Origin of the sequence: Kribbella sp. NPDC003557, from assembly GCF_040610805.1 — a bacterium.
GTDB lineage: Bacteria > Actinomycetota > Actinomycetes > Propionibacteriales > Kribbellaceae > Kribbella.
In genome coordinates this window covers 668487-686724 of sequence record NZ_JBEXMY010000001.1, presented here as the reverse complement: position 1 = coordinate 686724, position 18238 = coordinate 668487, and the positions used below count along the sequence as shown (strand labels likewise).

General features: G+C 70.8%; 21 protein-coding genes. 10 read left to right on the top strand and 11 right to left on the bottom strand.

The genetic code is table 11. The annotated features are described in order from the left end of the window. Positions 1-2 precede the first annotated feature (2 nt). Positions 3-1340 carry a UDP-glucose/GDP-mannose dehydrogenase family protein gene (locus ABZW60_RS03355; RefSeq protein WP_355473543.1) on the bottom strand — a complete coding sequence of 446 codons (1338 nt, stop codon included), beginning with the start codon at positions 1338-1340 and terminating at the stop codon, positions 3-5. Positions 1341-1464: 124 nt separating this feature from the next. On the opposite strand from ABZW60_RS03355, the gene ABZW60_RS03350 reads away from it, so the two are divergent. The 4 genes from ABZW60_RS03350 to ABZW60_RS03335 all read left to right on the top strand — a co-directional run bounded on the left by ABZW60_RS03350 (position 1465) and on the right by ABZW60_RS03335 (position 5419). Further along, on the top strand, positions 1465-2628 hold the full coding sequence (locus ABZW60_RS03350) for an acyl-CoA dehydrogenase family protein (RefSeq protein ID WP_355473541.1): 1164 nt from the start codon (positions 1465-1467) through the stop codon (positions 2626-2628). A 91-nt stretch (positions 2629-2719) separates the two neighbouring features. Continuing rightward, positions 2720-3643: a hypothetical protein gene (locus ABZW60_RS03345; protein ID WP_355473539.1), complete on the top strand. Its 924-nt coding sequence runs from the start codon at positions 2720-2722 to the stop codon at positions 3641-3643. 10 nt (positions 3644-3653) lie between these two features. Then, a complete protein-coding gene (locus ABZW60_RS03340) occupies positions 3654-4787 on the top strand; it encodes a histidine kinase (RefSeq protein WP_355473537.1) in 1134 nt (377 codons plus the stop codon). Beyond that, on the top strand, positions 4784-5419 hold the full coding sequence (locus ABZW60_RS03335; RefSeq protein ID WP_355473535.1) for a response regulator transcription factor: 636 nt from the start codon (positions 4784-4786) through the stop codon (positions 5417-5419). Before ABZW60_RS03340 ends, ABZW60_RS03335 begins: the two co-directional genes overlap by 4 nt. Positions 5420-5453: 34 nt before the next feature. Here ABZW60_RS03335 and ABZW60_RS03330 read toward each other — a convergent pair whose 3' ends face one another. Further along, entirely contained in the window at positions 5454-5879 is a 426-nt protein-coding gene (locus ABZW60_RS03330) for a hypothetical protein (RefSeq protein WP_355473533.1), read from the bottom strand. A gap of 72 nt (positions 5880-5951) precedes the next feature. Continuing rightward, complete coding sequence (locus ABZW60_RS03325; RefSeq protein WP_355473531.1) at positions 5952-6524, bottom strand: TetR family transcriptional regulator; 573 nt, start codon at positions 6522-6524, stop codon at positions 5952-5954. A 71-nt stretch (positions 6525-6595) separates the two neighbouring features. Between ABZW60_RS03325 and ABZW60_RS03320 the strand changes: the two genes are divergently transcribed. Further along, a complete protein-coding gene (locus tag ABZW60_RS03320) occupies positions 6596-7045 on the top strand; it encodes a pyridoxamine 5'-phosphate oxidase family protein (RefSeq protein ID WP_355473529.1) in 450 nt (149 codons plus the stop codon). A 66-nt stretch (positions 7046-7111) separates the two neighbouring features. Next, the gene (locus tag ABZW60_RS03315; protein WP_355473527.1) at positions 7112-8455 is read left to right on the top strand and encodes a serine/threonine-protein kinase; all 1344 of its coding nucleotides are present in this window, start codon (positions 7112-7114) and stop codon (positions 8453-8455) included. Here the strand turns inward: ABZW60_RS03315 and ABZW60_RS03310 are convergent. Further along, the gene (locus tag ABZW60_RS03310; protein ID WP_355474483.1) at positions 8448-10256 is read right to left on the bottom strand and encodes a VWA domain-containing protein; all 1809 of its coding nucleotides are present in this window, start codon (positions 10254-10256) and stop codon (positions 8448-8450) included. The genes ABZW60_RS03315 and ABZW60_RS03310 overlap by 8 nt on opposite strands. A 191-nt stretch (positions 10257-10447) precedes the next feature. Here ABZW60_RS03310 and ABZW60_RS03305 point away from each other — a divergent pair, with 191 nt between their 5' ends. Both ABZW60_RS03305 and ABZW60_RS03300 read left to right on the top strand, forming a co-directional pair. Then, the gene (locus tag ABZW60_RS03305) at positions 10448-10972 is read left to right on the top strand and encodes an XRE family transcriptional regulator (protein ID WP_355473525.1); all 525 of its coding nucleotides are present in this window, start codon (positions 10448-10450) and stop codon (positions 10970-10972) included. Positions 10973-11169: 197 nt separating this feature from the next. Beyond that, positions 11170-12048, top strand: coding sequence for a prolyl oligopeptidase family serine peptidase (locus tag ABZW60_RS03300; RefSeq protein ID WP_355473523.1), 879 nt, complete (start codon positions 11170-11172; stop codon positions 12046-12048). Here ABZW60_RS03300 and ABZW60_RS03295 read toward each other — a convergent pair whose 3' ends face one another. The 3 genes from ABZW60_RS03295 to ABZW60_RS03285 are packed head-to-tail and all read right to left on the bottom strand — an operon-like array spanning position 12049 to position 14023. Continuing rightward, positions 12049-12720: a DsbA family protein gene (locus ABZW60_RS03295; protein WP_355473521.1), complete on the bottom strand. Its 672-nt coding sequence runs from the start codon at positions 12718-12720 to the stop codon at positions 12049-12051. Next, on the bottom strand, positions 12717-13196 hold the full coding sequence (locus tag ABZW60_RS03290; RefSeq protein WP_355473520.1) for a pyridoxamine 5'-phosphate oxidase: 480 nt from the start codon (positions 13194-13196) through the stop codon (positions 12717-12719). The genes ABZW60_RS03295 and ABZW60_RS03290 overlap by 4 nt, the downstream gene beginning before the upstream one ends. Positions 13197-13228: 32 nt before the next feature. Then, entirely contained in the window at positions 13229-14023 is a 795-nt protein-coding gene (locus ABZW60_RS03285; RefSeq protein ID WP_355473519.1) for a phytanoyl-CoA dioxygenase family protein, read from the bottom strand. Between the two features lie 71 nt (positions 14024-14094). On the opposite strand from ABZW60_RS03285, the gene ABZW60_RS03280 reads away from it, so the two are divergent. Next, positions 14095-14925 carry an AraC family transcriptional regulator gene (locus ABZW60_RS03280; RefSeq protein WP_355473518.1) on the top strand — a complete coding sequence of 277 codons (831 nt, stop codon included), beginning with the start codon at positions 14095-14097 and terminating at the stop codon, positions 14923-14925. On the opposite strand, the gene ABZW60_RS03275 is transcribed toward ABZW60_RS03280, so the two are convergent. The 3 genes from ABZW60_RS03275 to ABZW60_RS03265 are packed head-to-tail and all read right to left on the bottom strand — an operon-like array spanning position 14903 to position 17123. Beyond that, positions 14903-15295 (bottom strand): MAPEG family protein, encoded by a 393-nt coding sequence (locus ABZW60_RS03275; protein WP_355473516.1) that lies wholly within the window; start codon positions 15293-15295, stop codon positions 14903-14905. The two genes, ABZW60_RS03280 and ABZW60_RS03275, sit on opposite strands and share 23 nt — an antisense overlap. Beyond that, positions 15292-16254: a hypothetical protein gene (locus ABZW60_RS03270; protein WP_355473514.1), complete on the bottom strand. Its 963-nt coding sequence runs from the start codon at positions 16252-16254 to the stop codon at positions 15292-15294. Before ABZW60_RS03270 ends, ABZW60_RS03275 begins: the two co-directional genes overlap by 4 nt. Beyond that, positions 16251-17123, bottom strand: coding sequence for a glutamate-cysteine ligase family protein (locus ABZW60_RS03265; RefSeq protein WP_355473513.1), 873 nt, complete (start codon positions 17121-17123; stop codon positions 16251-16253). The genes ABZW60_RS03270 and ABZW60_RS03265 overlap by 4 nt, the downstream gene beginning before the upstream one ends. Positions 17124-17181: 58 nt before the next feature. Here ABZW60_RS03265 and ABZW60_RS03260 point away from each other — a divergent pair, with 58 nt between their 5' ends. Further along, positions 17182-17682 (top strand): MarR family winged helix-turn-helix transcriptional regulator, encoded by a 501-nt coding sequence (locus ABZW60_RS03260; RefSeq protein ID WP_355473511.1) that lies wholly within the window; start codon positions 17182-17184, stop codon positions 17680-17682. Here the strand turns inward: ABZW60_RS03260 and ABZW60_RS03255 are convergent. Then, positions 17646-18227, bottom strand: a complete 582-nt coding sequence (locus tag ABZW60_RS03255) for a winged helix-turn-helix domain-containing protein (protein WP_355473509.1) — start codon at positions 18225-18227, stop codon at positions 17646-17648. The two genes, ABZW60_RS03260 and ABZW60_RS03255, sit on opposite strands and share 37 nt — an antisense overlap. Positions 18228-18238 lie beyond the last annotated feature (11 nt).

Here is an 18238-nt window from a genome sequence, read left to right as displayed (position 1 = left end):
CGCTACGGCCTGCCCGGGGCCCGGTACGTCCAGCCGGCGGCGCGCCAGGCTTCGGCGTTGAGGTTCAGGCGGGCGTCGACCACGACCGGGGTGGTGACGATCTGGCTCAGCGCGACCGGGTCGAGTTCGCGGAACTCGGGCCACTCGGTGAGGTGCAGGACGGCGTGGGCGTCGCGGCAGGCCTCGATCGCGGTCGGGGCGTAGCGCAGCGTCGGGCGGACCTTGCGGGCGTTCTCCATCGCCTCCGGGTCGTAGACCGTGACATTCGCGCCGTGCAGCTGGATCCGGCCGGCCACGTCGAGCGCGGGCGAGTCGCGGACGTCGTCCGTACCGGCCTTGAAGGCGGCGCCCAGGACGGTGACGTTCCGGCCGACCCATTCGCCGCCGAGCGCGTCGTGGGTGACGTCGACGATCCGCGCGCGGCGGTGCTGGTTGATGTCGTCCACCTCGCGCAGGAACGTGATCACCTCCTCGACGCCGAGCTCGCCGGCGCGGTGCATGAACGCGCGCAGGTCCTTCGGCAGGCAGCCGCCGCCGTACCCGGGGCCGGCGTTCAGCATGCCGCGGCCGATCCGCTTGTCGTACCCGAGCGCGTCGGCCAGTTGGGTGACGTCGGCGCCGGTCGCGTCGGCCATCTCGGCGAGCGCGTTGATGAACGAGATCTTCGTGGCCAGGAACGCGTTCGCGCCGCCCTTGACCAGCTCCGCGGTCGGCAGGTTGCACACGACCACCGGCGAACCCTCGGCGATCGGCGTGCCGAACACCTCGCGCAGCCGGGTCTCGGCCGCCGCGGACTGGACGCCGAACACCAGGCGGTCCGGGTGCAGGGTGTCGTCGACGCCGTGCGCCTCGCGGAGGAACTCCGGCTGCCAGGCGATCTCGACCGCCGTACCGGCCGGGGACTCGGCGTGGAAGCGCTGCTCGAGGACCTTCGACGTGCCGACCGGGACCGTCGAGCGGCCGACCACCAGCGTCGGCTTGGTCAGCAGCGGGGCCAGCATGTCGACGACCGAGTGCAGCTGGGACAGGTCGGCCGCCTCGCTGCCCTCGAGCTGCGGGGTGCCGGCGCAGATGAAGTGGACGTCGGCCCAGTCCGCGATCTCGCGGTAGTCGCTGGTGAACCGCAGCCGGCCGGAGTCCACGTGCTTCTTCAGCAGCGGGTCCAGCCCGGGTTCGTAGAGCGGCGCCTTGCCGTCGTTCAGCAGCTTCAGGCGGTGCTCGTCGATCTCGACCCCGATCACGTCGAAACCGAACTCGGCCATCCCGGCGGACGTGTTGCAGCCGAGGTAGCCGGTGCCGATCACGGCGATCCGGAGCGGACGGGGCGTCGCTTCACTCATGTCGGGGACTCTACCCATCGTGGTTATCGGCCGGTGACCGGCTCATGTCCGGCCCGTGCGGACTTGGTCACTTTCGGGGTACGACGTCCTGTCTGCGCGGGTTGTTCGTCGTACTGTGTGACTCGTGAGTAACTCATTCGAGCTGTACGCGCTGTCCGAGGAGCACCAGGCGATCCGCGAGGCCGTGCGCGACGTCTGCGACGCCAAGGTCGCCCCGCACGCCGGGGACGTGGACGAGCTGGCCGAGTTCCCGAAGGCGTCGTACGACGCGCTGAAGGCGTCGGACTTCCACGCGCCGCACATCCCGGAGCAGTACGGCGGGGCCGGCGCGGACGCACTCGCCACGGTGATCGTGATCGAGGAGGTCGCCCGGGCGTGCGCCTCGACCTCGCTGATCCCGGCCGTCAACAAGCTCGGCTCGCTGCCGCTGCTGCTGTCCGCCTCGGAGGAGGTGAAGCAGCGCTACCTGCCGCCGGTCGCGGCGGGTGACTCGATGTTCTCGTACTGCCTGTCCGAGCCCGAGGCCGGTTCGGACGCCGCCTCGATGAAGACCCGCGCGGTCGCCGACGGTGACGGGTACGTCCTGAACGGCGTGAAGCGGTGGATCACCAACGCCGGGGTGTCCGACTTCTACACCGTGTTCGCGGTCACCGACCCGTCCGCGCGCTCGCGCGGGATCTCGGCGTTCGTCGTGGAGAAGTCGGACGAAGGCGTGTCCTTCGGCGCGCCGGAGAAGAAGCTCGGCATCAAGGGCTCGCCGACGCGCGAGGTGTACCTCGACAACGTCCGGATCCCGGCGTCGCGTCTGATCGGCGCCGAGGGGACCGGCTTCGGCACCGCGATGGCGACGCTGGACCACACCCGCGTGACGATCGCCGCGCAGGCGCTCGGCATCGCCCAGGGCGCGCTCGACTACGCGCTCGGGTACGTCCAGGAGCGCAAGCAGTTCGGCAAGGCGATCGCCGAGTTCCAGGGCCTGCAGTTCATGCTCGCCGACATGGGCATGAAGATCGAGGCGGCCCGGCAGCTCACCTACGCCGCGGCCGCCCGCTCCGAACGCGGTGACAGCGACCTCACGTACTTCGGCGCCGCCGCCAAGTGCTTCGCCTCGGACGTCGCGATGGCCGTCACCACCGACGCCGTCCAGCTCCTCGGCGGCTACGGCTACACCCACGACTACCCGGTCGAGCGCATGATGCGCGACGCCAAGATCACCCAGATCTACGAAGGCACCAACCAGGTCCAGCGCATCGTCATGGCCCGCCAGTTGCTGAAGGGCATCAGCTGACCTGGTAGCGATCGCCGCCTCCTCCGATCGGAGGAGGTGGTCGGGCTGGTCGCAGGAAGTGCGGATGGCGCGCGGCGGCGAGCGTGGAGGAATGACCTCGCTGCTGCGTACCGCCCTCCAGGGCAGCCGTGCCCTTACTGTTCTCGCCGGTGTCATGTCCGGGATGCTCGTCGTGTGCGTCGCCGGTCTGCTCTTCGACCATCGGACCGTTGGTGGACAGCCGGTCTGGCTCAAGCCGGGGAAGTTCGCGGTGTCGCTGGCGGTGTACGGGTTCACGCTGGCCTGGATGCTCGCCCAGCTGCGTCGAGGCCGGCGAGCCGCAGGTCGCGCAGCGGTTGCCATCGCGGTCGCGGCGTACGTCGAGTACGTCGTCATCGCCGGTCAGGCCGCCCGGGGACACGCGAGTCACTTCAACGAAGCGACCTTCCTCGACGAGGCTCTGTGGCGGGGGCTCAGCGCGCTGGCCACCGTCCTGTGGGTGGGGACCGTGGTCATCGCGGTCCTGCTCTGGCGCGACGGGATGCCTGATCGCGCCGGTACCTGGGCCGTCCGGCTCGGGCTGCTGCTTCTCCTGGCCGGCATGATGCAGGCCTTCACGATGGTCATCCCGACCGCCGAGCAGATCGCGCTGCAGGAGCGCGGCGTCACCACGATGATGGGCGCGCACTCGGTCGGCGTACCGGACGGCGGCCCGGGGATGCCGTTGACCGGCTGGAGCACGACGGGCGGCGATCTGCGCGTCGGGCATTTCGTCGGAATCCACGGCCTGCAAGCGATTCTGCTGTTCTCGCTGCTCCTGCCGCGCCTGGTGGACGACGTGGTACGGCGTACCCGGCTGGTGTTCGTCTTCGCCTTCGCGTACGCCGGTCTGCTCGTGCTGGTGACATGGCAGGCCCTGCGAGGTCAGCCGCTGCACCACCCGGACGGAGTCACGCTGACGGCGCTCGGGGTGATGGTGACGACGGCGGTGCTGCTGGCCGTTGTGTCATGGTCGCGCCGCACCCCGGCCACCTAGGATGAGCGCCATGCTGTGGCTGGGGCGGCTGTTCGACGATCGCTACGCCTTGGTCCGGCTGACCGTGATGAACCTTGCCGCGGCCAGTTACCTGACCCTGGTTCCGCAAGGCGCCGCGCTCGACGGGCTGAGCCTGTACCTCGCGCTCGGCGTGATCGCGTTCGCGTACGTCGGTGCCTGGTCGCCGATCGTGGCCGTGAGCGGTCTGGCGGCTGCGCTCGCGGTCGGTTCGCTGCTCGGCGCCGACACGATCGTTCCGATGGTGGCGCTCGGCTGGGCGATGCTCGAGCTGGGCGTACGGCGGTCCGGGCGCCAGGTGTGGTGCGCGGCGGCGATCGGGCTGACAGGCAGTCTGGTCGCCGACTACGGCGAGGTCGCGGACGTCGTCCTGACCGTCGTCTTCCGGGCCGGCGCGGCGGTGGTGCTGCCGTTGCTGTTCGGGATGCATGTCCGGGTGCTGGCGGAACTGAACCGGCAGGCGGCCGAGCGTGCCGGCCAGGAAGCCGACCGGGTCCGGGCCGAGGAGCGGGCCGCGATCGCCCGGGAGCTGCACGACCTGGTCGCGCACCACGTCGCCTCGATCGTGCTCCGGGTCGGGGTGGCGCGCGACGTCCTCGAGATCGGCGATCCCCGCGTACGGCAGGTGCTCGACGACGTCCACGCGACCGGCTCCGGTGCGCTGTCCGACCTGCGGCGCCTGGTCGCCGTACTGCGGGATCCCGGCTCGGCGCAGTCCACCGCGTTCGTGGATCCGGAAGGTCTGCTGGTCGCGCTGCGTTCGGCGGTGGAACGCGGTCAGCAGCTCGGTCTGACGGTCGACGCGGAGATCGATCCGGCCGTTGTCCGGCTGGATGCGCGGACGGCGCTCGCGGTCCTGCGGCTCGCGCAGGAAGGACTCGCGAACGTGGCCGGCCACGCGGGGACGGCGGCGCGCGCGTGCCTGTCGATCCAAGTGAATGCGGAGCAGTTGACCTTCGACCTGCAGGACTTCGGCGGCCGGGCTGCGACGTCGTCCACCGGCGGGCACGGCCTTGTCGGGTTGCGCGAGCGGGTCGAGGTCCTCGGCGGCAGCTTGCACGCGGGACCGACCGACGTCGGCTGGCGCCTGACCGCGCTGGTTCCGACGATGGGAGAACTGGCGTGATCCGCGTGCTCCTGGTCGACGACCAGCAACTCGTGCGCGCGGGTCTGCGGATGCTGTGCGAGTCCGCGGCGGATGTCGAGGTGGTGGGCGAGGCGGCCGAAGGCGCGACCGCGATCCGCCTGGCCGAGCGACTGGTGCCCGACGTCGTACTGATGGACCTCCGGATGCCGGGCGTCGACGGTACGACGGCCACGGCGCGGATCCTGGCGCAGCGGCCCGCGGCGAGGATCGTCGTACTGACGACGTTCGACGACGACGACCACCTGTACCCGGCGCTTGCCGCGGGCGCGTGCGGGTTCCTGGTCAAGGACACCGCGCCGGAGGAGCTACTGGACGGCGTCCGGCGAGCCGCGGCCGGAGACAGCCCTTTCAGCCCGAATGTCCTGCGCCGGCTCGTCGATCAGGCGGTCCGCACCCGCAACTCGCAGGCGCCGCCGGCTTCACCCGTCGGGCTGACCGACCGCGAACGCGACGTCCTCGCGCTGGTCGGCGCCGGACTCTCGAATCCCGAGATCGCCACCCGTCTGCACCTCGGCGTGACCACCGTCAAGACCCATGTGGCCAACCTGATGACCAAGACCGGCACGACCAACCGCGTGCAGCTCGCGATCCACGCCCACACCAACCACTGACCAGCCACTGACCAGCCACTGACCAGCCGGCGGTTCAGGCGTCGTACCAGGCCATCGAACTCATCTTCCAGCCGTCGGCGGTGCGAACGAACTGGGTGGTCTTGTAGCCGACGCCCTCGAACGCCTCACCGTCGCGGACACCGGACTTGCGGTACTCGCTGAACCGGTGCGCGATCGCCCCGGCGATCTCGGTCCGCTCGGCGACCTCCCACTCCGAGAACTCGGTGAGCGTCCCGTCGGTGAGCATCTTCTGCCGCGGTTCGACGAACGAGGTGAGGTCGTAGATCACCGGCTCGGCGCCGACGTTCGCGATGATCATGCCCTGCGGGATGAACACCTCACGGACCGCCTCGACATCGGGCCGGCTGCCGCCGGTGTTGGTGAAGGCGCCGAGGAACCTACGCATCAACTCGTCGAGCTCCGCCTTGACGGCCGGGTCAGATGATTCGGAGGAAGCCACCGAGCAATCCTGGCCGTCGTACGGGCCGTCGGCAAGCTGTCTTCGGTGCCGATGACGCTCGAGGCACGGAGGTCAGGAGGGCTCGGTCGCGATCGTGGTGACGAGGACCGTCGCGCGCTTGGTCAGTTCGGTGCGGTTGGTCGCGCCTGCGTGGATCTGCATCGCGACACCGTCCAGGACGGACGTGATCAGCCGCGCGCGCATCCGGATCTCGTGGTCGGGCAGGCCCGGGGTGACGCGCCGGATGAGGACGCCGAGCTCGCGGTAGAAGGCCTCGTAGATCTCGTGGTTGAGGCGGCGGAAGCGGGCGTGGTGGTACGCCAGCAGTGACATCGTGCCGAAGACGGCGCCCGCGCCGGTGGTCCAGTTCCGGACCAGGGCGCGGGCGGATCCGGTCAGGCCCTCGATCGTGGTTGCCCGTCGGACGGCCGCCAGGTCGTGCTCGAACTCGGCGCGGATCACCGCCTCGAGCAGGTCGTCGCGGGTCGCGAAGTAGTACTGCAGGTTTCCGAGCTTCATCTCGGCCTTGGCCGCGACCCGGCGCAGGACGAACTCGTCGAACCCTTCCTCGACCAGTAACTCCCGCGCCACGGCCAGTACGGCGTCCCGCCGCGCCGCGCCCCGGTCGCTGAACGAGGTGGTCACCCCCGCACCTTACCGCTGTCTAGGTCGTTGACCTACAATTAGGTCAACGACCTAGACAGGAAGGTATTCGGATGCCAGACCGTATGACCCGGGCCGAGCGGGAGGCCTTTCTCACCGACGTCCGTGTCGGAGTGCTCACCGTTACGTCGGACGATCCGGAGCGCGCGCCGGTCAGCGCGCCCGTGTGGTACGACTTCTCGCCGGAGACCGGCGTGACCGTGATCATGAACGCCAAATCCCGCAAGGGCGTCGCGATCGAGGCCGCCCGGCGGTTCGTCCTCGTCGTCCAGTCGGAGGCGACGCCGTACCGCTACGTGACCGTCGAAGGGCCGGTCACCGAGATCCGCTCGCCCGACACCGCGAAGGACCTGCTTCCGTTGGCGATCCGGTACCTGGGCGAGGACTTCGGCACGACGTACACGAAGGAATGGGACGAGGCCGGTGGGCCGGAGACCGACCTCCTGTACGTGATGAAGCCGCAGCAGTGGAACACCGCGGACTTCACCCGCGACTTCGCCTGAGGCGCCTGCTCAGCCGTTCACCTACTACGGTGTGCATCGAACGGCGACGGCTGGGAGGTCTGCGGGGTGGCGGATGTGTTCGCTGGACGGTTCGAGCTGCTCGACCCGATCGGGGTCGGTGGGGCCGGGACGGTGTGGCGGGCCTGGGACCGGCGGCTGGAGCGGCCGTGTGCCGCGAAGGTACTGCGGCAGCGTGACGCCGGGGCGTTGCTGCGTTTCGTCCGGGAGCAGGGACGGCGGCTCGACCACCCGAACGTGCTGTCGCCGTACGGGTGGGCGGCCGACGACGACCTGGCGCTGCTCGCGATGGACCTGGTCGGCGGCGGGTCGGTGGACACGCTGGTGGCGGACTTCGGGCCGCTGCCGGTGCGGTTCGCCGGGGAACTGCTCGGGCAGTTGCTCGGCGCGCTCGGCACGATCCACAGCGCGGGCGTCCTGCATCGCGACGTCAAGCCCGCGAACCTGCTGCTCGAGGCGACCGGCACCGCGCGGCCGGTCCTGCGGCTGACCGACTTCGGCATCGCGATCGCGCTCGGCGAACCCCGGCTGACGGTCCACGGAACGGTCGTCGGCACCCCCGGCTACCTGGCGCCCGAGGCACTCGCCGGGGCGACACCCGCGCCGAGCCAGGACCTGTACGCCGCCGGCGTGACCGCCTGGCAACTCCTCACCGGCTCCGAACCACCCGAACACGGCACCCTCCCGGCGCTCCCGTCCGACGCAACCGGCCCGATCTGGGATCTGGTCACCCAGCTCACCCAACTGGACCCAGCCGACCGCCCCCAGTCCGCAGCGGAAGCCCTGGAGGCTCTCGCGCCACTCCTTGTGGAGCCCCTCGAACTCCCGGCACTGACAGCCGATGGTGAAACCATCGAGGTCTTCGATCACCTACCACCACTCACCAACAACCCTCACCCCACCCTCCACGACCCCCTGGCCGAGGACGCAACGCCCGTCGGCGAGGCGCAGACCGGTGCTCCGGCGGGTGGGGTGGTGGCGGACGGTGGTCCGGTGGACGGCGAGGTGGCGGACCGTGGTCCGGCGGACGGCGGTGCGGGGGACGGTGCCGGGGTGCGCCGGCGCGGTGGGCGGCGTACCGGCGTGATCGCGGTGGTGGCTGTCGTGGTGGCTGTTGCCGGGGGTGGGGGTGCCGCGCTGGCCGTGTTCGATCCGTTTGGTGGTAAAGATGCGGTGCCGTCGGAGAACAGTCCGGGTGGGCCTGGGAGTGAGGCGTCCGAGACTGCGACGACCGTTGAGGTGACGCCGGCAACGCGGTCCGCGGATCCTGGGATTCGGGTTGGGCAGCCGTGCGGGTGGCAGGTTGTGGGGTCGGTGGAAACGGCTGCTGACGGCATCCGGGTGGAGTGCCGTCAGCAGGGGTCGTCGTACCGCTGGGCGAAGGTCAGCTAGGCCACCGCGGACCCTGCGGGCCTGGAACCTGCGGCCGGCGGTTGCGCAGGATCAGGGCGATGGCGATGCCGGCCACCGCGAGCAGTCCGGCGGCGCCGCCGATCACCCACGGCAGGACGGACGAGGAGTCCTTCTCGGCGGAGCGTCCGTCGATCGGGCCGCTCGCAGTGCCCGAGCCGCTCTCCGGCGACGAGGACGACGACGGCGAGGTCGTCGGTGTCTCGCTGGCCGTCGGCTCGGGTGTGTTGGACGTGCCGTACTCCGGCCCGCTCACCTTCGTCCCGGCGACGGCGACGTCGATCTTCACCGGTACGCCGCTCGCCCCGGCGTCGGACGCGCCGAGCTTGACCACCAGGTAGTACCAGCCGTCGACAGCCATCTTCCGGATGTCGGCCGCGCCGCCCTCGCGGTTCAGGTACATCACCCGCGTCGTGGCGATCGGCTTCCCGTTGGAGGGCAGTGTCATCGTGTTGCCCGTGTACGCGGTGGTGTCGCTGTCGATCTCGTCCCGCACCGGGTTGAACAGGGTCGTCGCGACGTTGACGGTCTGCCCGTCCGGAACCCCGCCGTACGTGACCCGGTACGCCAACCCCTGCCCCCAGTCCAGCTTGACCCGGTAGAACAGCTGCTCGCCGTAGTACACGGTCTCGCCGTACCGGCCCGGCCCCGGCAGAGTGGTGGCTTCGTTGAAGGACCCGCCGCCTCGCACCGCCTGACCGGCGCCTGCGGGCTCGTTGGCGAACTCGACCCGCGTGGCGGCCGCCGGCTCACCCTTGCCACCGACGGTCGGCGGCTCGACCCGGACCAGCAGCTCGACCGGCACCCGGTCGGTGCCCTTGTTGTCGCGGGTGACCCGGAGGACGTAGCGACCGGGCTCGTCACAGGTGCGGGAGTTGTTGCCGTCGGCCAGCTCGTCCCAGCGCAGGACCGTGCTGAGGCTGCCGCCGTCGGTCTGCGCCCGGGTGTTGAGCTGCCGCTCGCGCTTGTTGCAGTCGGCGCCGCCCGGCCCGGTGATGCGGATGTCCAGGGCTTCGACGTCGCGGACGTTGCCGCGCGGGAAGATCGCGGTGGCGGCGAAGTACAGCGTCTCGCCCTCCTTCAGGTCGACGGCGTAGAAACGCTCCTCCTGAGAGTCCAGCGTGTCGACGTACTGCCCGGGCGCGGCGAGCGGCGCCGTCGTCGGGTCGTTGGTGCCGGTGATCGGCTTGCCGACCGGCTCGTAGTGCCGCAGCGCCCGCTCGGTGACCCGGCCGAGTACGCCGGTGAGCGTGGCCGCGTCGTCGGCGTCGTGGTACGTGCCGCCGGTGGTCTGGGCGATGCAGGCGAGCTGCGCGCGGGCTGCGGCACCGACCCGGAAGCCGATGGTGTGGACGTGCAGGTCGATGCCCTGCTTGCGCAGCTCCTCGGCGACCTCGCAGGGCTGCGGCGGCGCGCAGGTGTCCTCACCGTCGGAGACCAGCACGATCGACCGCTGGCCTTCCTTCGGCAGCTGCGCCGCGGCGGTCTGCAGCGATCGGCCGATCGGGGTGTAGCCGCGAGCCTGCGCGCGGGACACCGCGGCCTTCAGGGCCGGCTTGTTCACCGTCCCGACCGGCTGGACCACCTGGACGTCGCGGCAGCCCGCGGCCTTCTCCGATCCGGCCGAACCGGTGCCCGCGCCGTAGATGGTGAGCCCCACCCGGGCCTCCGCCGGAAGCCCGTCGACCATGCTGGCGACCGCGCGCTTGGCGGCGTCCATCCGGGTGCCCGAGCCGCCGGCGTCCTTGGCCTTCATCGACCCGGACGAGTCCAGGACGACCATCACCGGCGAAAACGTGTCCGCCGACCCGGCAGCGGAGGCGTTTGCAGACGGAAATGCGATGGCAAGGCCGGTCACGACCAGGAGTGCGGCGGCACGGCGTATCATGAGCTACTCCAGTGTTTGCAGATCGGAACGGTCATGACCATATCGTTTGCATTTGCGATTTGCAACCGCAAAGCCTCGGAGGATCGGTGAGCGACGCCCACACCCGCAACGTCGAGCGGCAGATCGAGTGGTACGGCGAGCCGCTCGGCGACCGGTTCGGACGACTGCTCGCGCGCACGAGTCTGTCGCAGGCCCAGCTCGCCGGCGTTCTGGGACTCTCGGCGCCGATGCTGTCGCAGCTCATGTCCGGGCACCGGTCGAAGATCAGCAGCCCCGCGGTGCTCTCCCGGCTGCTGTCCCTCGAAGCCATGGTCGGCGACGCCGCGTGGGACACGCTCCCGCCGGACGAGCAGTCGCGCCGCCTCGACGACGTACGGGCCGCCGAGCGCTCCACCCTCAACCTCGAGGTGCAGCCGGCCCGGCCGCAGCCGACGGGGGACCCGGTGACCGCGATCCAGGAGGTGCTCCGGGCCGTCGCCTCGGCGGCCGAGCTCGAGGGCGCCGCCCGCCTGCTGGAGTCCGAGTACCCGGACCTGGCGGAGGCGTTACGAGTCCTCGGCACGGGCCGTACGCCGGATGCCCGCGCGTTCTACGCCCGGCTCACCGGTTGACGGTCGCCGCGAGATCGTTGACAGGTCCCCGTTTGACTACCGATCGTGGTCACCCGCCTGGCGGGCGGGCAACGCGTACGCCCTGAGACGCTCGGCCGCGCGAACCAAGACGCCGGAACACCAGCAATTCACGATCCGGTACGACGGGAAGCGTCGGCCGATGCTGGTCTACGCTGCCGACGGCAAGCTGGCGAGGCATGCCGAAAGCCCGGGAGGAAACGATGGAGGCAGTCGGCTCGCTCGTGGCGGGAGCCGGTGTGCACCGCCTCGCTCGACGCGATCGCTCCGGCGTCGAGCGGGAGTATCTGGTGGCTGTGCCGGACCGTCCTGTCTTCGGTGTGACCGTGCTGTTCCATCCCTTCGGCTTCACGCCCGAGGCGGTGCTCATCGGTGAACCCGCTGGTGAGCTGCTGATCAGGCCGCTCGACGGCGCGCTCGGTCCGGCCGAGGCCACGGGGCAGATCGTCGTCGCGCCGCGGAGCCACGGGCGGGTGCTCGCCGGAGTCTCCTTGGCCTGGCAGGACCACCTCGACGCCACGTGGTCCGTCGTACGGGAGCTGTGTGAGTTCTACGGCACGGACGCCGTCGCTGTCGGTGGGCTGTCCATGGGCGGGCAGGAGGCCCTCGTGCTGGCCGCCCAGCACGCTGACGAGGTCAGGACGGTGTGGGCCGCGAACCCGGTCGTCGACCTGACGCGGTGGCACGACGACATCCGCGACTGTCGTGCGAGCGAGGCGCTGCTGGATGCTGACGCCACGATCCGGGAGGAGGTCGGCGGCGCTCCGTCCGAGCGGCCTGACGAGTACGCGCGCCGAAGCCCGATCTCGTACGCAACAGAACTGGCGCGCACCACCGTACGGCTCGTATGGTCCGGCGCCGACACGATCATCCCCGGCCAGGGCACGTACCACGCGCACGCGCTCGCGGAGCAGCTCCGCGCACTCGGCGGCCCGGTGGACGAGCGCATCGTCACGCACGCCCCGGGCTCGCCCGCCGACGAGCCCGGCCGGTTCGCGCACGAGGCCTGCGACATGTGGGAACACCTCGGCTGGGCGGCCGCGAACGCGCAGGCCTGACTACCCGGCGGCCGCCCGCAACAGCTTCTCCGGCCACGCGGGATCGATGCTCCTGGCAATCGGATAGCCCGACGCCCACGGGCCTTCCCAGTGCACCTCGATCCCGGGGTTGTGGATGCCGGTGCCGTCCGGGAGGAAGAGGTGCGGGCTGCCCTGGACGGCGTCGGTGACGGCGATCGCGTGGTCGCCCATCACCTCCGGCCGCGCCCGGCCGCTGTCGAGGGCCGTGGTCAGCTCGGTGGTGTCGACGGACTCGAGGCCGGCCGCGATCTCGAGGATCGTCTGCCGGTGGCCGATCGGCCGCGAGTCGAACCAGAACGCCCGGCGGATGGCGGCGTCGAGGTCCTCGGAGGCCTGCAGGCCCTGGGCCTTGGCGGCATGGACCGCCTCGGCGGCGAGCAGGACCGTCGACGGGTACGTCCAGTCGGGCTGGGTCCACAACCGGAACCCGACCTCCGGGGCGAGCTGCCCCAGCCCGACGGCCTCGCTGTCGGTCCCCGGCCGGGAGTGCGGACCGTTGAACAGTTCGAGCGCGAACGTGTGGTGATCCAGCCGGACCACACCGTCCAGCCCGAGCTCGGCCCGGGTCGTCCGGAGCCGGTGGATCGCCACGTGCGCGAACGGGCAGAGCAGATCCGACCACACCTGGATCGTCCCGGCGGCGACGTTCACTCGTCCTCCTCGTGGTCCGCACCGGTCGGGTTGCTGGTGAACTGCTCGGGCCTGATCAGCACCGCCGTCCGCCGGTCCGCCACCATCTCCCGGTCGTACGCGTCCAGGTCCGGATGGATGCCGCCCGCGGCGTGGTAGATGTCGCGCAGCAACACCCGCAACCGCTCCGCGTCGATGCCCTCCAGCGGATCGTCCGGACCGGCCAGCTCGGCCGCTCCGCGGACGCCGATCCACTCCCACCCGGCGCGGAACACCAGCGTCGCGCTCGGCGTCCGCCGCAGGTGCGCGAGCTTCGCGGTCCGCCCGCGCGCGACGAAGGCGACGACGGGTTCGCCGGTGAGCGGATGGTCGAGGACGCCGGCGTTCACGACCGAGGCGGCCGGCTCGCCGGAGCGCCGTTGGGTGATCGCGACCGCCAGGAAGTGATCCCGGCGGCCGAGTTCGTTGATGCGGGCCAGGCCTGCGGTGGTCTCCATACCGACGACATTAACGGACCATGGTCCGGTTATCAATGCTGAGGCCAGAGCCTCGGCTGGACGGCCGGATCCGTGTAGTCCGGGTCGGGATCGTGCCGGACGAGCGTGTCGTTCGGGTGGATCGCACCCGCCCGCCAACGGTTGTCGGCCGGCTGGAGGTGGATGGCCAGCGAGCGGCGCGGTTGCGTGCTCAGGTTGCCCGAGCTGCCGTGCACGGTCCGGCAGTGGTGGAAGCTGACCTGCCCGCGACGCATCCGCGGTACGACGGGCGTCGGGTCGTACCCCTGGGCGACGATCGACGCCTCGAGCCCCGCCGCGTCCTGCGAGAAGAAGTCCAGCCCGGTCACGGACCACCGGTGGCTGCCCGGCATGAACGCGACGGCGCCGTTCGTCTCGTCGACGTCGTGGAACCCGACCCAGGCGGTGAGCATCTCGTCCGACGTGCACGACTGCCAGTACTGCCGGTCCGTGTGCCACCCGACCCGCGCCGCCGATCCGCCCGGCGGCTTGAACAGCAACTGGTCGTGCCACAACCGGATCCCGTCCGCGCCGGACAACGCGGCCGCCGTCGCGGCGATCGCCGGGTGATGGACCAGCGCGGCCAGCTCGTTCACCCGCAAGGACGAGTAGTCGTTCTTCCGCAGGACGTCGCCGTCCTCGGGCTGCCAGCCGCGCGTGGCCGGTACGTCGGGCAGCGCGTGGTCGTGGTCGCCGGCGTAGAACCGCTCCATGCCACGCTCGGCCGCGTCGAGTACGTCGGAAGGCACGATCACCGGCGAGATCCAGTAGCCGTGCTCGCGGTAGAAGGCGATGTCATCAGCATTCATGACGTTCAACCTAGGAAGTGATCGACTGCTTCGGCGTTGCCGATGTTCAGCCTACTGGACACAATCTTCAGGTGTCCCTCCACCGACCCAGCGGGCTGCGCGCGGGCTTCCACGCCGACGGGTTCGCACCCGGCAGCGGCCTGCTGCACGCAGGGGAGCAGTGGGTGCCGGAGCAGTTCCTGATCGAGCCGCACGAGCATCCGGTCTGGGAGATCTACCTGCAGCAGCACGGCACGACACACTGGGTCGCCGGCGGCGAGAGCTACGCGTTGCGTCCAGGGCACCTGTTCGCCGTACCGCCCGGGGTCACCCATCACCTCGCGGGCAGGTCCGGGAACCACCATTTCTACTTCGCGGCCGTGGATCTCGACGTCGTGGCAGCACGTCATCCGGCGCTCGCGAGGCCGCGGACCGTCGTCCATCGTGAAGCCGGCGACGTCGCCTACGCGTTCGCGCAGCTGGTCCGGGAGCTCACCACCCGCTACGAGTACGCCGAGACCGGGCTCGCGCTCGCCGTGGACCACCTGGTCCTCGCGGTCTCCCGTTCGCTGGCGCCGATCGCCGCACCGCAGCTCGCGATGCATCCGGCCGTACGGACGGTGAAACGCCTGCTGGACCAGGAGTTCCACGAGCGCTGGACCCTCAAGGAGCTGGCGGATCGTGCAGGGCTCGCCGCGGCGTACCTGGCCGAACTGTTCGCCGCCGAGCTCGGCCAGCCGCCGCACCGCTACCTCAACGAACGCCGCATCGACCGTGCCCGCCAGTTGCTCGAATCCAGCGACGTCACGATCACCGCGCTCGCGCTGAGCCTGGGTTTCAGCTCCAGCCAGCACTTCGCGCGGGTGTTCCGGCAGTTGACCGGCGCGACACCGACGTCGGTCAGATCGTCACGATCGCGGTGACTCCGAGCGCGACCCCGACCAGATAGGTGCCCAGGGCACCGATATCGCGGAGCGGGCCGTGCGAGGCCAGCGAGGCGGACCGCAACATGCCGACCGCGTGCGTGAACCGGACGACGACGGCCGCGACCGCGAGGACGTCGATCAGCCGGCTGTCGGACAGCACCGAGCAGACCAGCAGCAGCACGATCATCGTCGGGATGTACTCGGCCGCGTTGCCGTGCGCGCGGACCGCGATCAGCAACGGGTCGGCCGGATCGGTCGGCTGCTGGTTGCCGGCGCCACGCAGTGCACGGTTGCGGGTGACGTTGGCGCCGAGCAGGAACAACAGGATGCCCAGCAAAGCCATGCAGACAACGGTGACGGTGCTCATACCAGTGCTCCCTCGAACAGACTGCTGACGATGGTGTGACTGAGGCGGGTCCCGAGCAGGGCATCGGTCTTGTGCATGCCGCCGGGACACGTGACGTTGACCTCGATGAGCCGGCCGTCGATCACGTCGAGACCGGCGATGACCAGGCCGTGCGCGCGCAGTACCGGCCCGAGGGCGGCCACGATCGCGCGATCGTGGTCGTCGACGGCGGCCGTCGCGACCGGCGGGCCGATCCGGAAGTCGCCGGCGGCCGGTCGGCGCAGGACCGCCCCGACGATCTCGCCGTCCAGCAGGAACAGCCGCTTGTTGCCCTCCGCAACAGATGGCAGGTACTGCTGCGCGATCACGTGCCGCCGCCCGCCGTGCGTCGCGGACTCCAGCAGCGCGACCGCACTCCGGTCGTCGCGCACCAGCCAGACGCCGATCCCCGCGAACCCGTCCACAGGCTTCACGACGGCCGTGCCGACATTGCCGACGAACGACCGCAGCGCGAGCGGATCCGCCCCGACGTACGTCGGCGGGCACAACTCGGGGAACTGCAGCGCGACGAGCTTCTCGTGCATCGCCCGGATCCCCGCCGGCCGGTTGATCACCCGCGTCCCGGCGCGTTCGACCAGGTCCAGCAGGTACGTCGTGTGCAGGTACCGCGCGTCGACCGGCGGATCGATGCGGAGCTGAATCACCTCGAAGGACGACGCCACGTCCACGACCGCGGCGCCGAGCTCGTCGAACCAGTCCGAGTCCACGATCCACCGGTGATCGCCACCGGCCAGCCGCGGCCGCAGCCGGATCCGCCGCGCCCGGGCGCACACCCGGCCGTCGACGACCGCGAGCTCCTCGGGCCCGCAGCACCAGACGTCGAACCCCAGGTCCTGGGTCGCGCTCATCAGCCCGATGCTGGCGTCGATGTCGCACTGCAGGCCCGCGAGCGGGTCGGTCACGAACAGCACGCCGGTCATGCCGCCAACTCCTCGTCCAGTACGCCGTCCGCCGCCGCGCGCCACAGCCCCGTCGGCAGCCGGCGCAGGACGTCACGCCGGCGCACGTCGTCGTACATGAGCTCCTCGAGTGCCGCGACCGCGCGCTCGACGGCGTCGGGCTGCAACGCGTCCAGGAAACGCACCTCGAGGTACGTCCCGCGCGGCCGGACCGGTGGGAACAACGTGCTCAGGTGCCCGGCCGGTCCGTCGACGAAGACCGTGGCGCCCGCCGCGAAAGCCGTGTACGCCGCGACCGGATCGCCGTGCAGAAGCCTGTCGTCGAAGGCGGTCCGCGCCGGGTCGACCTCCAGCCAGGTGGCCAGCCGGTCGCTGCGGTTGAAGCGCGCGGCGAGAAACGGTCCGGCGAGGTTGAGCACCTGCCACTGCTCGATCCCGGCCTGTCCCGGCCACCAGTCCAGGCAGATCTGCGTCGACGCGGTCCGGCGCATCATCCGCCGGCCGGCCGGTCCGATGCGGTCGAAGTGCCGCTGCATCGCGACGTACCGCGGTGACGTCAGTTGCAGCGGCACGTCCGGGCGCGGGTCGACGGGGATCGGCCGGAGTGTGATCCCGGCCAGCCTGGTTTCGAGATCCGCGGTCAGCACACGCAGGTCGCGGACCGGTTCGCGCGACGGCGGCAGGCTCAGCTCGAGTTGCCCGCCGGGTTCGAAACCGACGTACGGCGTCGCGGGCGAACCCGCCACGGCCCGTCGTACCTCCTCGATCGGCACCACGCCGCCGTCCGCCGCGGCCACCACGTACTCCTGCTCGATCGCGACCCGCACCGACCGCCGGCGCGCCCGCGCGAACAGGCCCGCCACCACCGGGTGAAGCTCCCTGGCCTCCATCGGCCCTCCCTGATACCGTAAGGATTCCTGTCGAAATATTGGAAGGTATCCTTACGACATGTCAAGGCCTCAAGTGCGGCGGCCCGCGCACAAGCCGCTGATCGCGCTGGTCGAGCGCGCCAACCGCGCGCTCCAGACCGATCTGGTGCGGCAGGCGCACGCCCGCGGGCACACCGAGGTGAAGATGACCCACAACTCGGTGTTCGCCACGTTGCACACCGGGCCCGGGCGGGCGGCGGACATGGCCGCGCGGGCCGGGATCACCCGGCAGTCGATGGGTGAGGTGATCCGCGACATGGTCGCCCTCGACCTACTCGAGATGCTGCCCGATCCGAATGACCGCCGGGCGAAGGTCGTCACCTACTCCGAGCACGGGATGGAGGTGGCGGGTGACGGCTTCAGCTATCTGGCCGACCTCGAGGACCTGTTCGCGGAGGAGTTCGGCGAGCACGAGTACGCCGTCGTCCGCGACGTACTGGCCCGGCTGACCGACGTACTGGAGCGGCACGCGGCCGCCGGGACTCAGGCCTCGTCCTCGGCCGGCGGCAGCGTCGGGTAGTCGACGATCGGGTAGAGGCCGACCGTGAACCCGTACGTCGTGGCGCCGCCGCGGGGGAGTTGGTCGAAGCTGTGGATCAATGCGTCCACCTGCTGCCAGAACTCCGCGGCCCGCTCCTCGGGGATCCGGGCGTGCCGGATGAACGAGCGCATCTGACCGGCGTCGTAGGCCGGCTTGGACTCCTCGGCCGCGACCTCGAAGTCGTTGAAGTCGTGCGGCAGCTGCCCGTCCTTGCCCTGCCGGCCGAGCCCGACGAAGAACATCCGCGCCGCGCGCCCGTAGAAGCGCTCCTCGATCGCCCGCACCCGCCGGGTCCGGACCACCCGCAGGACGCCCGCGTCGGTCAGCACCTTCACGTGGTGCGCGACCGTGCTCTTCGGCCGCCCGACCGCGGTGGCCAGCTCCGTCACGGTCGCCGCGCGCTCGTGCAGCAGTCCGAGGATCGTCGTCCGGAGCGGGTCGCTGATCGCCCGCACCTGCTCGGCGGTGGTCAGCTCGAGCGTGTCCGCGAGCTCGTAGTCGGGGACCGGCTTGTTGATCGACATAGCTCGAATAG

Excerpts from the sequence above, each read along its gene's own strand:
- ABZW60_RS03300 (WP_355473523.1), top strand. The coding sequence starts at position 11,170 with ATGCCGAAAGCCCGGGAGGAAACGATGGAGGCAGTCGGCTCGCTCGTG.
- ABZW60_RS03340 (WP_355473537.1), top strand. The coding sequence starts at position 3,654 with ATGCTGTGGCTGGGGCGGCTGTTCGACGATCGCTACGCCTTGGTCCGG.
- ABZW60_RS03310 (WP_355474483.1), bottom strand. The coding sequence starts at position 10,256 with ATGGTCGTCCTGGACTCGTCCGGGTCGATGAAGGCCAAGGACGCCGGC.
- ABZW60_RS03255 (WP_355473509.1), bottom strand. The coding sequence starts at position 18,227 with ATGTCGATCAACAAGCCGGTCCCCGACTACGAGCTCGCGGACACGCTC.
- ABZW60_RS03275 (WP_355473516.1), bottom strand. The coding sequence starts at position 15,295 with ATGAGCACCGTCACCGTTGTCTGCATGGCTTTGCTGGGCATCCTGTTG.
- ABZW60_RS03345 (WP_355473539.1), top strand. The coding sequence starts at position 2,720 with ATGACCTCGCTGCTGCGTACCGCCCTCCAGGGCAGCCGTGCCCTTACT.
- ABZW60_RS03290 (WP_355473520.1), bottom strand. The coding sequence starts at position 13,196 with ATGGAGACCACCGCAGGCCTGGCCCGCATCAACGAACTCGGCCGCCGG.
- ABZW60_RS03265 (WP_355473513.1), bottom strand. The coding sequence starts at position 17,123 with ATGGAGGCCAGGGAGCTTCACCCGGTGGTGGCGGGCCTGTTCGCGCGG.
- ABZW60_RS03285 (WP_355473519.1), bottom strand. The coding sequence starts at position 14,023 with ATGAATGCTGATGACATCGCCTTCTACCGCGAGCACGGCTACTGGATC.
- ABZW60_RS03355 (WP_355473543.1), bottom strand. The coding sequence starts at position 1,340 with ATGAGTGAAGCGACGCCCCGTCCGCTCCGGATCGCCGTGATCGGCACC.
- ABZW60_RS03270 (WP_355473514.1), bottom strand. The coding sequence starts at position 16,254 with ATGACCGGCGTGCTGTTCGTGACCGACCCGCTCGCGGGCCTGCAGTGC.
- ABZW60_RS03320 (WP_355473529.1), top strand. The coding sequence starts at position 6,596 with ATGCCAGACCGTATGACCCGGGCCGAGCGGGAGGCCTTTCTCACCGAC.
- ABZW60_RS03260 (WP_355473511.1), top strand. The coding sequence starts at position 17,182 with ATGTCAAGGCCTCAAGTGCGGCGGCCCGCGCACAAGCCGCTGATCGCG.